The sequence below is a fragment of the Desulfoscipio geothermicus DSM 3669 genome (genome assembly GCF_900115975.1).
GTDB lineage: Bacteria > Bacillota > Desulfotomaculia > Desulfotomaculales > Desulfallaceae > Desulfoscipio > Desulfoscipio geothermicus.
In genome coordinates this window covers 1-13,178 of record NZ_FOYM01000024.1, presented here as the reverse complement: position 1 = coordinate 13,178, position 13,178 = coordinate 1, and the positions used below count along the sequence as shown (strand labels likewise).

14 protein-coding genes are annotated in these 13,178 nt (G+C 45.4%); 7 read left to right on the top strand and 7 right to left on the bottom strand.

Annotated elements, in window-relative coordinates:
* The 6 genes from mnmE to rpmH all read right to left on the bottom strand — a co-directional run bounded on the left by mnmE (position 1) and on the right by rpmH (position 3,535).
* Positions 1 to 1,383, bottom strand: coding sequence for a tRNA uridine-5-carboxymethylaminomethyl(34) synthesis GTPase MnmE (mnmE, locus tag BM299_RS13670; RefSeq protein WP_092485397.1), 1,383 nt, complete (start codon positions 1,381 to 1,383; stop codon positions 1 to 3).
* 62 nt (positions 1,384 to 1,445) lie between these two features.
* Positions 1,446 to 2,066: an RNA-binding cell elongation regulator Jag/EloR gene (gene jag, locus BM299_RS13665; protein ID WP_092485394.1), complete on the bottom strand. Its 621-nt coding sequence runs from the start codon at positions 2,064 to 2,066 to the stop codon at positions 1,446 to 1,448.
* Positions 2,063 to 2,725, bottom strand: a complete 663-nt coding sequence (locus BM299_RS13660; protein WP_425429491.1) for a YidC/Oxa1 family membrane protein insertase — start codon at positions 2,723 to 2,725, stop codon at positions 2,063 to 2,065. Before BM299_RS13660 ends, jag begins: the two co-directional genes overlap by 4 nt.
* A 50-nt stretch (positions 2,726 to 2,775) precedes the next feature.
* Complete coding sequence (gene yidD, locus BM299_RS13655; RefSeq protein ID WP_092485391.1) at positions 2,776 to 2,982, bottom strand: membrane protein insertion efficiency factor YidD; 207 nt, start codon at positions 2,980 to 2,982, stop codon at positions 2,776 to 2,778.
* A complete protein-coding gene (rnpA, locus tag BM299_RS13650; RefSeq protein WP_092485388.1) occupies positions 2,979 to 3,332 on the bottom strand; it encodes a ribonuclease P protein component in 354 nt (117 codons plus the stop codon). The genes yidD and rnpA overlap by 4 nt, the downstream gene beginning before the upstream one ends.
* 68 nt (positions 3,333 to 3,400) lie before the next feature.
* Entirely contained in the window at positions 3,401 to 3,535 is a 135-nt protein-coding gene (gene rpmH, locus BM299_RS13645) for a 50S ribosomal protein L34 (RefSeq protein ID WP_092485385.1), read from the bottom strand.
* A gap of 311 nt (positions 3,536 to 3,846) precedes the next feature.
* Here rpmH and dnaA point away from each other — a divergent pair, with 311 nt between their 5' ends.
* The 7 genes from dnaA (at position 3,847) to gyrA (ending at position 12,568) form a co-directional block, all read left to right on the top strand.
* Positions 3,847 to 5,199: a chromosomal replication initiator protein DnaA gene (gene dnaA / locus BM299_RS13640; RefSeq protein WP_092485382.1), complete on the top strand. Its 1,353-nt coding sequence runs from the start codon at positions 3,847 to 3,849 to the stop codon at positions 5,197 to 5,199.
* A 202-nt stretch (positions 5,200 to 5,401) separates the two neighbouring features.
* The gene (gene dnaN, locus BM299_RS13635; RefSeq protein WP_092485379.1) at positions 5,402 to 6,505 is read left to right on the top strand and encodes a DNA polymerase III subunit beta; all 1,104 of its coding nucleotides are present in this window, start codon (positions 5,402 to 5,404) and stop codon (positions 6,503 to 6,505) included.
* A 13-nt stretch (positions 6,506 to 6,518) separates the two neighbouring features.
* Positions 6,519 to 6,746 carry an RNA-binding S4 domain-containing protein gene (locus BM299_RS13630; protein ID WP_092485376.1) on the top strand — a complete coding sequence of 76 codons (228 nt, stop codon included), beginning with the start codon at positions 6,519 to 6,521 and terminating at the stop codon, positions 6,744 to 6,746.
* The gene (gene recF, locus BM299_RS13625; protein ID WP_092485373.1) at positions 6,747 to 7,847 is read left to right on the top strand and encodes a DNA replication/repair protein RecF; all 1,101 of its coding nucleotides are present in this window, start codon (positions 6,747 to 6,749) and stop codon (positions 7,845 to 7,847) included. It begins immediately after the preceding gene.
* On the top strand, positions 7,847 to 8,083 hold the full coding sequence (remB, locus tag BM299_RS13620; RefSeq protein WP_092485370.1) for an extracellular matrix regulator RemB: 237 nt from the start codon (positions 7,847 to 7,849) through the stop codon (positions 8,081 to 8,083). The genes recF and remB overlap by 1 nt, the downstream gene beginning before the upstream one ends.
* Positions 8,084 to 8,105: 22 nt before the next feature.
* Positions 8,106 to 10,007, top strand: a complete 1,902-nt coding sequence (gene gyrB, locus BM299_RS13615; RefSeq protein ID WP_092485367.1) for a DNA topoisomerase (ATP-hydrolyzing) subunit B — start codon at positions 8,106 to 8,108, stop codon at positions 10,005 to 10,007.
* Between the two features lie 134 nt (positions 10,008 to 10,141).
* The gene (gene gyrA, locus BM299_RS13610; RefSeq protein WP_092485364.1) at positions 10,142 to 12,568 is read left to right on the top strand and encodes a DNA gyrase subunit A; all 2,427 of its coding nucleotides are present in this window, start codon (positions 10,142 to 10,144) and stop codon (positions 12,566 to 12,568) included.
* A 238-nt stretch (positions 12,569 to 12,806) separates the two neighbouring features.
* Here gyrA and BM299_RS13605 read toward each other — a convergent pair.
* The coding region (locus tag BM299_RS13605; RefSeq protein WP_165608332.1) for an RNA-guided endonuclease InsQ/TnpB family protein at positions 12,807 to 13,178 on the bottom strand (372 nt) is incomplete at its 5' end.

Sequence of the window (13,178 nt, the reverse complement as noted above, 5' to 3'; positions counted from 1 at the left end):
TCACTTTCCGATGCAAAAATCGGCAAAAATCTTATCGATAATATTTTCCGTGGTTACGGTGCCTGTTATCTCACCCACCGCTTCCCATGCGCTTCGCACATCTATGGCAATCAAGTCCAGAGGCACTCGGTTTTCTACAGCTGCCCGCACCTCTTTTAAGTGATCCAGCGCCTTTTTTAACAGCAGTTTGTGCCGTACATTGGTAACCATAGCTCCATCCGCCGGTATGATCCTTCCACCGGTAACCACTTCCACTATCTCCTTTTCCAACTGTTCTATGCCTTTTTCCTCGGTAGCGGAAACCCGCACCAAGGGCCATTCCGGAAGCACAGCATCAATATATCGCCGGTTTTCATCATTCTCAACTATATCAATCTTATTCATCACCTTAATGCCCTGCTTGTCCTTCACCAGATCAATGATTTTCCGGTCTTCATCGCTTATTCCGCTGGACGCGTCAATAACCAGAATAACCAGGTCAGCCCCCTTGATACTTTCCCTGGTTTTTTGCACTCCGATTTTTTCTATAATATCTTCAGTATCCCGAATGCCCGCGGTATCGATAATTTTTAAAGGAACCCCGCCGATGTTCAAAATTTCCTCGATAATATCCCTGGTAGTGCCCGGTATATCCGTAACTATGGCTCTTTTTTCCCGCAATAAAACATTCAATAAAGATGATTTTCCCACATTGGGCTTACCGGCTATAACTGTACGCACTCCCTCCCGGTACACCTTACCAGTTTCCGCGCCGTCAATCAATTTTTGTATTTCACCGGCCATCTTTCCGGCGCGTGAGTATATTTCATCCAGGTTGTATTCTTCCACCTCGTCCTCGGGAAAATCAATATTGGCTTCAATAAGAGCAGTCATGGCCAGCAATTCTTCCTGAATCGACGCGTATTTTTTTGACAGTCCGCCTGACAGCTGGCCGACGGCCAAGCGCAGCGCGTCGCCGGTTCTGGCCCTGATAACATCGATTATTGATTCCGCCTGGGCCAGGTCCAGCCGCCCGTTTAAAAAAGCGCGCTTGCTGAACTCGCCGGGTTCGGCCGGACGGGCCCCGACGCCCAATACCAGTTCCAGGGTTTTTCGCAATGGCAGCGCCCCGCCATGACAGTTGATTTCCACCACGTCTTCCCTGGTGTATGTATGGGGGGCGCGCATAATGCCCAGCAATACTTCATCAATTACTTGTCCGTCCCCCGGGTCGTAAATATGCCCGTACACCAACCGAAAAGTTTGCTTTTGCCAGTTATTTTTTTTGGCCGGGCGAAAAATTTTTTGCGCGATTTCTACTGCTGCCGGTCCGCTAATCCTTACTATACCGATTCCACCTTCACCCGGCGGCGTGGAAATAGCGGCAATGGTATCGTCAAGCATAACCTACCCCCGAAATTTCTAAAAAACCCAGCACGGGATACCGGGCTGGGTTTTTTTGCATATTATTTTTTGGGTGCGATAATTATCTTTCGGTAAGGCTCCTCGCCTTCACTGAATGTATAAATATCATCTCTGCCCTGCAATGCCGTGTGTATGATTCTCCGCTCCATTGAATTCATAGGCTCCAGGATAACATTGCGCCCTCGCTGTTTGGCCTTGTCGGCAAGTTTGTAAGCCAGCTTTTTCAGCGTATCTTCCCGGCGCTTGCGGTAACCTTCAATATCTATTAATATTCGCTTGCGCTTGTCGGTATTTTTGTTGGCGGATAAATTCACCAGGTACTGCAACGCATCTAAAGTTTCTCCACGTCTACCGATTAATATACCAAGATCGGGACCGTTTATATTAATTAATATTTTTTCATCCTTTTCTATTACATCAATATCCACGTCCAAATCCATTGTTTGCATTACCTTCTCCAGTAGTGCCCTGGCTTGCCGGGCCGGCGTTTCCTTTGGTTTGACCCGCACCAGCGCCGGCCTGCCGCCAATAAAACCAAACAACCCTTTGCTGGGTTCCTCCAGAACCTCTATTTCAATTTCATCCCTGGTTAAATTAATTTCCCTGAGTGCGTTTTCCACTGCCTCTTCCACGGTTTTACCACTTTTTTCCACGTAATTCACTTCGAAGGAGCACCCTCCTTTACTTGCCCAACTTGTTTATTTACCAGCAATTGCTGCGCAAACCCCAGAATATTGAACGTTACCCAGTATAACACCAACCCCGCCGGCACTGTCGTGCTGATCCAGGTGATAAATACGGGCATCATATACAGCATCATGCGCTGGGTTTGGTCCGTGGTGGAAGTCGTTAATTTGGTTTGCATAAACGTGGTAATACCGGCAAGCAGCGGCAAAATGAAGTACGGATCCTTATCCGTCAAGGTAGTAATCCATAAAAAGCCGGCATGTTCATTATTTAAAAATTCAATATGCAATAAAGAACGATATAATGCGATAAGAATAGGCATTTGCACTAATATGGGCAGGCATCCGGCCATGGGATTGACATTGTTTTCCCTGTACATTTCCATGATTTTTTGCTGCATTTTCTGCGGGTCCTTGTTTTTGTATTTGTCCTGTATTTCTTTAATCTTGGGCTGGATTTTCTGCATTTTTTTCATAGATACCATTTGCTTTTGCGTTAACGGAAACAACACCACTTTAATCAATATGGTTAAAATAATAATGGCTAAAGCATAACTGGGCACACCTACCGATACCGTCAATTCATACAGCCAGTGTGTCAAAGAAGTCATGGCATTAACCAGTGACTGGAACAATTCTCCCAAACCATCGCCTCCCTGTAACAACTCTTGATAACCAGGCATTATTATACAGGATCATACCCTCCCGGGTTAAAAGGATGACATTTCAATAACCTGAATACTGCCTTTAAAGACCCTTTCCAAAATCCATATTTTACCAATGACTGAACCGCGTATTCGGAACATGTGGGGTAAAATCGACAGGTCGGACCCTTCAGCGGGGAAATAAAAATCTGGTAAACTTTTATCAAACCAATCAATATAGTTTTCATAACCGATTTTCCCTTATAATCTTTTTATTTATCCTGTACGCCAAGTCTTCCAAATTATTTTTTACCGAATTAAAGGACAATTCATCAATACCCCTGCGGGCGATGATAATATAGTCATAACCATCGGCAAACCAGTCACCGTGTATTCTGCATACTTCCTTCAGCCGCCTTTTTATCTTGTTTCTAACCACGGCCTTACCTATTCTCTTACTGACGGAAAATCCAAACCGCTTTGTGGTTAAAGTGTTTTTACACGCATAAAGCACGGCATAACGATTGGCCAGCGATATGCCTTCCCTGTACACTTTTCTGTATTCTTTATTGTCTTTTATAAACTTTTTTTTGTGCATGTTTAAAAATTTAACCTGTCTGGAACATCCTTATACAATTAGCAAAAGGCCACTTTCAGCAAGCGGCCTTACGCAGTCAATCTTTTTCTTCCTTTTAGCCTTCTGTTCTTAATAACCCTCCGTCCCGCTTTTGTAGACATTCTCTTTAAAAAACCATGTACTTTTTTTCTTTGCCTTTTTTTAGGTTGGTAAGTTCTTTTCATTGCACCAAAATCCCCCTAACCGCTGCTTTATCTTGACGAAAAATTTTGGAAAATACTAGGCGTACGTTCTCATTATATAGTATGCCCTTATTTCAAGTCAAGTTATAGATTGTGAACTTAATCCGCCAACTACGAGCTATTTATTCTTATTGAATAGATCAGTAAGATTTGGTATCATTTAGTTTAGCCTTTCAGACAATAAAATTATTCACAACCTGTGGATAAATCTGTGTGTAAATTGTTAAGATTAGATATTTTATACTGCACTCGCTTATTTTTTTATTAACAAATTTGTTCAGGGGGATTATCCATTGGCAAATTCCGGCACTAACGCCATTTGGGAAAAAACCATCAACCAACTAAAAAACAAATTGAATGCCCGTTCCTATGAAACATGGATTAAAGCAATGAAACCGGTAACAATCAGAAACAATACTTTTTACATCGGTGTACCAGACCATTTTTCACGGGATTGGTTGAACAACAGTTATGCCCCTCTTTTTCGGGAAATCATCAGCCATTTTACTGAATCAGAAATCAATGTACAGTTCATACTGGACGAAGACATACCCCATATTGCCGATCAGCAAGAAAAATCTGTGGATAATTCGGATTACAGGGAAAACGATTTAAGGAACACCTTACTCAATCCCAGGTATACTTTTGATAACTTTGTAGTAGGCAACAGCAACAGATTTGCCCACGCCGCCTGTCTGGCTGTAGCCGAATCACCGGCCAAAGCATATAACCCCTTGTTTATTTACGGCGGTGTCGGGTTAGGCAAAACCCACCTGATGCATGCCATCGGCCATTACGCCAGAAATAATAACAGCGGTAATTATATAGTGGCTTACGTGACCACCGAAAAATTTACCAACGACTTGATCAACGCCATCAGGGAAGAAAAAACTGTGGAATTTAAGAATAAATACCGCAGTATAGACACTTTATTGATCGACGATATTCAGTTTTTAGCCAAAAAGGAAAGAACCCAGGAAGAATTTTTCCACACTTTCAACACGCTTTACGAAGCAAATAAACAGATAGTTATTTCCAGTGACCGCCCGCCCAAGGAAATACCCACACTGGAAGACAGGTTGCGTTCCCGCTTTGAATGGGGTTTAATTACGGACATTCAACCACCGGATTTTGAAACAAGAATAGCTATTTTACAAAAGAAAGCCCAGATGGAAAATTTAATTATCCCCGATGAAATCATTAATTTCATTGCAGACCGTATAAATTCAAACATAAGAGAACTGGAAGGGGCTTTGATCAGGGTAGCCGCCTACAGCACGTTGAACAATGAAATAATCAACAAGGACATGGCGGCCGAGGTACTTAAAGACATTTTACCGGCCAAAAAACCAGTGGAAATAAACATTCCCAGAATTCAGCAAAAAGTGGCTGAATACTTTAACGTGAAAGTGGACGACCTAAAATCAAAAAAAAGAACCCGTAATATCGCCTTTCCCAGGCAAATCGCCATGTTTCTCTGCCGGGAAATGACAGAGGAATCCTTACCCCAAATAGGTAACCGGTTTGGGGGTCGCGACCATACAACCGTACTGCACGCACAAGAAAAAATTACTAAAGAAATGAACAACGACCCCACCCTGGCCATGACCATTACTAAAATCAAGGAACTTATTAAACAAAACTAACAAACCCTGTTTATTTTTTTGTTGATTTCTCTACCGGCGTTTTTCCGGTTAACATTTTTATAAAAAATTTCCCAGCCATTTTTCACATTTTTTTAAAACCTTTGATAGCTTGCCGCCGTTAATCCGGTGGCCTTTATCCACATTTTTTTCCTTACTATTACTACTACGTAATTTATTATTATATGTTTATAAGGTGGTTATTATGCATTTTTCCGTTCACAGAGAGGATTTGAATTCCGTCGTGCAGGTTGTTCAAAAAGCGGTTTCTTTGCGCAATCCCATGCCCATATTATCTTGTTTGCATATGGAATCCACCAGTGGTACACTTACTGTAACAGCTACCGATCTCGAATTCGGTATCCGCTGCACCATTCCGGTAAATACTGTAATTGAAGGCTCTGCTGCTTTGCCTGCCAAGTACATGGCCAATTTTATCAATCGCCTGCCGGAAGTTGAATTAAATGTGCAATGCGATATTTCAACCAACACCACTGTTTTTTCTTACGGTGATTCCGAAGTGGTGCTTCATGGGTATCCGGCTGAAGAATTCCCTCCTTTTCCGGCTTTGCCTGAAAAGCAGGCTCTGAAAATTAATCAAAGAATTTTTAAAAAGATGCTTAAACAAGTTCTTTTTGCAGTGGCCACCGAAGAACACCGCCCCGTATTTACCGGTGTCAATATTCGCATAGATACCGGCGGAACTATTTCCATGGTAGCTACGGATACCCGGCGTTTGGCCGTGTGCGAAGAAAAACTGGAAACAGCGCCTGAAAATTTTATAAATATTATCGTACCGGGTAAAACTTTAAATGAATTATATAAATTAATTGATGCAGTGGACGATACATTCGATTTGTATCTTACGGACAATAAGATTTTTTTTGCCTTTGAAAATATTTGCCTGATGTCCCGTTTAATTGCCGGGCAATATCCCGATTATAGAATCGTCATTCCCAATGAATACGTTTGTGAAGTAAGGGCTCCGGTAAGTGCGCTCCTGGATGCTGCTGAAAGGGCGTCCTTGCTGGTTAATAACAGGCGAAACGTATTCAACATTAATTTTCAACCCGGTAACCTGTTAATTTACTTTTATACTGAAACTGGAAGAATCAGGGAGGAAATTACTGCTGACTTTTCCGGTGATCAACTGGATGTTGGATTCAACGTCAGGTTTTTTATTGATTTGTTGCGATCTTTAGACACCTCCGAGGTGATCATTAAATTGAGCGGCTCGGAAAACCCGGCCCTTTTTAAACCCATTGATGATGATAATTACTTTGCCATCCTGGTGCCGGCTGTTCCTTAAGGGTGAGTGATTATTGGCAAAAGACATTCTTATCAGGGACGAAATTAAACTTGATCAATTTTTAAAATGGTCCCGCGTGACTTCCACCGGTGGTCAAAGCAAACTGTTGATTGCCAGCGACATGGTACGGGTCAACGGCCGTTTAGAAAACAGGCGATCGCGTAAATTGAAACACGGCGACCTGGTGGAAGTGGAGAACATGGGCTCTTTTCGCGTTGTGACCGAACAGGAGTGCTCATGATTGTTTTTAAAGAATATACTATTAAATGATTTTCGAAATTATGATAAAATACTATGGGAGCCGTGTAATGGGATAAATTTTATTACCGGGTCCAACGCCCAGGGTAAGACAAATTTGTTGGAGGCTGTTTTTTTCAGCGGACTGGGTTATTCTTTTCGTAAAAAAGACCGTGATGTCATCCGCTGGGGAAAGACACATTCATCCGTCAGGGCCACTTATTTTTTAAAGGACATGCCGGTTGACATAGTAGCTGATATCAACGAAGAGGGAAAAAAGAAGATATTGATCAACGGTGCCGAAGACGGTCGGAAATTTTTACCGGGACGTTTCGGCATTGTTCTATTTAGGCCGGACGATCTGGAAACAATTAAAGGACCGCCGGCCCGCAGGCGCGAATTTATCGATAATGAGATCGGCATGATTGAGCCGGTTTACCGCCGCCGCTTGCAGCAGTACCGGCGTGTGGTGGAGCAAAGAAATAATTTATTGCGCGTGGGTGGCGGTAAGGATTTACAATCACTGAAAATATGGAATGAGCAATTTTACCGGTATGGCGCGGAAGTTTTATCCGGTCGCATTAAATTATTAAAAAAATATTCTCCCCTGGTGCGGGAAATGTACGCCAGCATTGCGGGAAACCATGAAAACCTGGAGATTAAATACCTTTCAACCGTAAAAATATCTGGTGGAACGGATACGGAGCAAATTATAAACGATTTTATTTTTGAAGGAAAAACCAGGGAAAAGGAAGAATTTTATAAAAAACAAACGGTTATCGGTCCGCATCGTGACGATATTGTCTTTTTAATTAATAAACAGGATGCTCGCCATTACGGCTCCCAGGGACAGATCAGGTCCATTGTTCTGGCCCTGAAAACCGCCCAGTTGCAATTGTTTCGCTTGGAAACCGGTGAGCAACCCATATTATTGCTGGATGATGTGCTGATGGAGTTGGATGACCGGCGGCAGCATTATTTACTGCAGCTGATTGCCGGCAAATATCAATCATTTATTACTTCCACTACCCTGGACGATTCAATTAAGCGGTATGTGGATCGGGTATACTTTGTTAATAAAGGCACAGTGAAGGAGGAAAGTTAATGTTTTTACACCTGGGCGGCGATGTTGTGGTGCCTAAAAAAGATATAGTGGCAATTTTGGATATCAGAGCCAAGTCTTCCGGTATTACCCGTGAATATTTGGAAATAGCCGGCGATGAGGGGTTTATAGTTAATATATCCGAGCCGGGCAAGGAAAAAACCTATGTTATAACAGGCAATGAAATTTACCTGTCCCCCATATCATGCAATACTCTGAAAAAACGAGCTCTTGAGTAACTAAAAGAACGGAGGAACCCTGTTGTTGGAAAATAATACAAGGTACAGTGCCGAAGAAATCCAGGTGCTTGAAGGGTTGGAAGCTGTTCGGCGCCGGCCGGGCATGTACATTGGCAGCACCAGCGCCCGGGGTTTGCACCACCTGGTCTATGAAGTGGTGGATAACAGCATAGACGAGGCCATGGCCGGTTATTGCAACAAAATAGATGTCATTGTCCATCCTGACAATGCAGTTACCGTAATAGACAACGGGCGCGGCATACCCGTGGACATTCATCCCAAGATGGGCTTGCCCGCGGTGGAGGTCGTGCTTACCGTGCTGCACGCCGGGGGAAAGTTTGGGGGCGGTGGTTACAAAGTAAGCGGTGGCCTGCATGGGGTAGGTGTTTCCGTGGTCAACGCCCTTTCCGAATGGCTGGAAGTGGAGGTGCGCCGGGACGGCTTTGTTTATCACCAGCGTTATGAACGGGGCGTTGCCGTCAGCCGACTACAGAAAACGGGTAAGGCTAAAAGTACGGGCACCAAGGTCACCTTTAAGCCAGACCCGGAAGTTTTTGAAGAACTGGAATTTAACCAGGAAACCCTGATAAAGCGGCTCAAGGAATTGTCCTTCCTGACCAAGGGAGTAAAGATCACCTTAAACGATGAACGCACCGGACAGCAGTTTGTTTACCAGCATAACGGCGGTGTCAAGGATTTTGTATTGCATTTAAATAAAAATAAGAATGTGCTGCACAAGCCTGTTTACCTGGAAGAATTAAAAGAACAGGTGATGGTGGAGGTAGCTTTTCAATATACCGACGGGTTTGTGGAAAACCTGTTTTCTTACGTGAACAATATTCACACCGTGGACGGAGGTACGCATGAAACGGGCTTTAAGACATCCCTGACCCGGGTGATCAATGATTACGGTAAAAAGTACAACATTTTTAAAAACGGTATCTCCGGTCTGCTTGGGGAAGATATCCGGGAAGGCTTAACAGCCATCATCAGTGTAAAGGTGCCGGAGCCGCAATTTGAGGGGCAGACCAAGTCCAAGCTGGGCAACAGCGAGGTGCGCGGCATCGTGGACACCGTGGTGTCTGAAAAACTGAGCACCTTTTTTGAAGAAAACCCCTCCGTGGCCCGAAAGATCCTGGAAAAATCGGTTAATGCCGCCCGCGCCCGGGAGGCAGCGCGAAAGGCGCGGGAGTTGACCAGGCGTAAAAACGCTCTGGAAAGTTCCACCTTACCGGGAAAGTTGGCCGATTGTTCCGAACGGGACCCGTCCTTGAGCGAAATATTTATTGTCGAGGGCGATTCCGCCGGCGGGTCGGCCAAACAGGGTCGGGACAGGCGTTACCAGGCCATCCTACCTTTACGGGGTAAAATATTAAACGTGGAAAAGGCCCGCATGGATAAAATACTGGCCAATGAAGAAATCAGGTCCCTGATAACCGCCCTGGGCACGGGCATTGGGGAAGATTTCAACATCGAAAAGGCCCGTTACCATAAAATCATCATCATGACTGATGCGGACGTGGACGGGGCGCATATCCGCACCCTGTTGCTGACTTTCTTTTACCGGTATATGCGGCCGTTGATTGAAAACGGTTACGTTTTTATCGCTCAGCCCCCCCTTTACAAGGTGCGTAAAAGTAAAAAAGATCATTATGTATTCAGCGATAAGGAATTGGAAAAATTGCTGGACCGGATCGGCCGGGATAAAATAGCCATTCAGCGATACAAGGGTCTGGGTGAAATGAACCCGGATCAGTTGTGGGAAACCACCATGAACTTTGATTCGCGGACCGTGCTGCAGGTGAAACTTGAGGACGCCATTGAAGCTAACCATATTTTCTCCATGCTCATGGGCGACAAGGTGGAACCCCGCCGGGAATTTATCCAGGATAACGCCCGTTCAGTCAGAAATCTTGACGTGTAAAGTACGTTTATCGTTAGCGGGAGTGCCGTTCTCCTGCTTTTTATTTACCAAATTACGGTATTGCCTAGCTTAAATAAGGCAATTATACTATTATAGGTATTTAATTTTAATTTATTTTATGAGGTGAAGAATCTGTGCCGGCTTTAACTGGACAAGTCCGCTCTATTGACATAAACGATGAAATGAAAAAGTCTTACCTGGATTACGCCATGAGTGTGATTGTGGGCCGGGCCTTACCCGATGTAAGGGACGGCTTGAAACCGGTGCATCGGCGGATACTTTACGCCATGCACACCCTGGGGGTTACGCCCGACAAGCCGCATCGCAAATCGGCTTACATTGTCGGTGAAGTAATGGCTAAGTACCACCCGCACGGTGATGCGGCTATTTACGATACCCTGGTAAGGCTGGCCCAGGATTTTGCCTCCCGGTACCCGCTGGTGGACGGGCATGGCAACTTCGGTTCGGTGGACGGTGATGCGCCGGCGGCCATGCGTTACACCGAGGCCCGCCTGGCTAAAATAGCCACCGAAATGTTAGCGGATATTGATAAAGAAACCGTTAATTTCGCGCCCAACTACGACGAGAGTGAAAAAGAGCCGGTGATACTTCCTTCCCGGATACCCAACTTGCTGGTGAACGGCTCGGCCGGCATTGCCGTGGGTATGGCGACCAACATTCCGCCCCATAACCTGACGGAAGTGATTGACGGCATTGTCAGGATGATTGATCACCCGGAAATCGGGGTTGATGACCTGATAAAAATCATTCACGGCCCGGATTTTCCCACGGGTGCCATCATTATGGGACGGGACGGCATTCGCTCGGCTTACAAAACCGGCCGGGGAACTGTTAAAGTCAGGGCCAGAGCGGAAATTACAGACAACGGTAAAAAAACCAGTATCATTGTCACTGAGATTCCTTACCAGGTTAACAAGGCCCGTTTGATCGAAAAGATTGCCGAACTGGTCAAAGATAAAAAAATTGATGGCATTTCGGATTTAAGGGACGAATCCGACCGGCATGGCATGCGTATTGTAATAGAACTGCGCCGGGACGCCAAGCCCAAGGTAATTTTGAACCAGCTATACAAGCATACTCAGATGCAGGATACCTTCGGCATCATCATGTTGGCGCTGGTTGACGGGCAGCCCAAAATATTGAATTTAAAAGAGGTGCTCTATCATTACCTGGAACACCAGAAAGAGATCATCATCCGCCGTACCAGGTATGATTTGCGTAAGGCGGAAGAACGGGCCCATATCGTGGAGGGGCTGCGCATTGCTCTGGCCAACCTGGACGAGGTGATCAAGATTATCCGCGGTTCCAAAACCGTGGATGAGGCCAGAAATGGCTTGATGGACAGGTTCGGTCTTTCCGAAAAACAGGCCCAGGCCATTTTGGATATGCGGCTGCACCGGCTGACCGGCCTGGAAAGGGATAAACTGGAGGCCGAATACAAGGACCTGATCAAGAAGATTGAATACTACCGCGCCGTGCTGGCCGATGAGAAAATGGTCCTGGCCATTATCAAGGAGGAAATCCTGGAGGTTAAAAAGAAATACGGCGATAAGCGGCGCACGATAATTTCCGATGAAGACACGGATTTTGAGGAAGCCGACTTGATACCCGAGGCAGATGTGGTGGTTACCATCACCAATCAGGGTTATATTAAGAGAATGCCGCTGGACACCTACCGCAGCCAGCGCAGGGGCGGGCGCGGCATTCACGCCATGGGTGTTAAAGAGGATGACTTTTTAAGGCATTTGTTTATTGCCACTACCCATCACTATTTTCTTTTCTTTACCAATAAAGGTAAGGTATATAGACTTAAAGGGTATGAAATTCCCGAGTCCGGCCGCCAGGCCAGGGGTACGGCTATTGTAAATTTACTGTATATAGAGAAAGACGAATTTATTACCACGGTCATACCCATACGCGAGTTTGTACCGGATTATTACCTGCTTATGGCCACCCGCAGGGGCATTATTAAAAAGACACCTCTTAGTGAATACGGTTATTCCAGGCGCGACGGAATTATCGCCCTCAACCTGGATGAAGGAGATGAGTTGGTCAATGTACTGCTGACCGAAAGCAACGGGGAAATCATTATTGGTACTCGACAGGGCATGGCTATCAGATTCGCTGAAGATGATGTCCGGTCCACAGGCAGGGTATCCCGGGGTGTCAAGGGAATTAGTTTAAGGGGCAACGACCGGGTGGTTTCCATGGACCGGGTGCGAGATGATTCAGATTTACTGGTGGTAACCAGTAAAGGTTACGGTAAGCGGACCAGGCTTAGTGAATACAGAGCGCAATCCCGTGGCGGTATCGGGTTGATTAATATCAGGTGCACCGAGCGCAACGGCTATGTGGTGTCGCTGCAGGTAGTTAAACCGGAAGAAGAAGTGATGATGATCAGCGCTGAAGGTATCATGATCAGGTTGAAAGCGGATGACATATCTCTAATTGGCCGGGCTACACAGGGAGTATTACTTATGAAACTCAGTGAAGGGGATCATGTAGTGGCCGTGGCCAGAGTGATCAGCGGGGATGAATAATCCCCGCTTTGTCGTGTAACAAAGCGCCGAAAGGCGCGCACATTTTTTATTGACAACCGATATGGGGCTGTGCTACATTTGCAAAAGTTTTGATTAGGCCGGTTGGGTGAAGCCTCTCCCGCCTACGCTTCGCTAAGAGGCGGGAGCTTCCTGGTTCATCGACCGCAGCCTTTGAGGTCTTATGCAATCTCCCCAGGCGTAAATTCGGGTGCTACCAGCCCTACTGAATCACAAAAACTTAACTTGCTCTTTGAAGTATCACCATCGCTGAAACCACATCCCGGTCTGCAACCAAACCGCATTCTAGGCACTTGTGCACCCTAACGCTCAGGTCCTTGGGTACGTGAGCACCACACACGCAGGTTTGGGATGTTCCACTGGCTGGAGCTTTTACGAATGACTTGCCATATTTTAGGCACTTGTATTCCAGGTAGTCCACGAACTTTCCCCACCCGGCGTCGGCAATACTTTTACTTAAATGACGGTTTTTAACCATGTTTTTGACTGACAAGTCCTCCACGGCTATTAAGTCATATTTTTGGACTATGCCGTAAGAAGTCTTATGCAGGAAATCCTTGCGCTGGTTGGCTATCTTGTCGTGAAGCTTAGT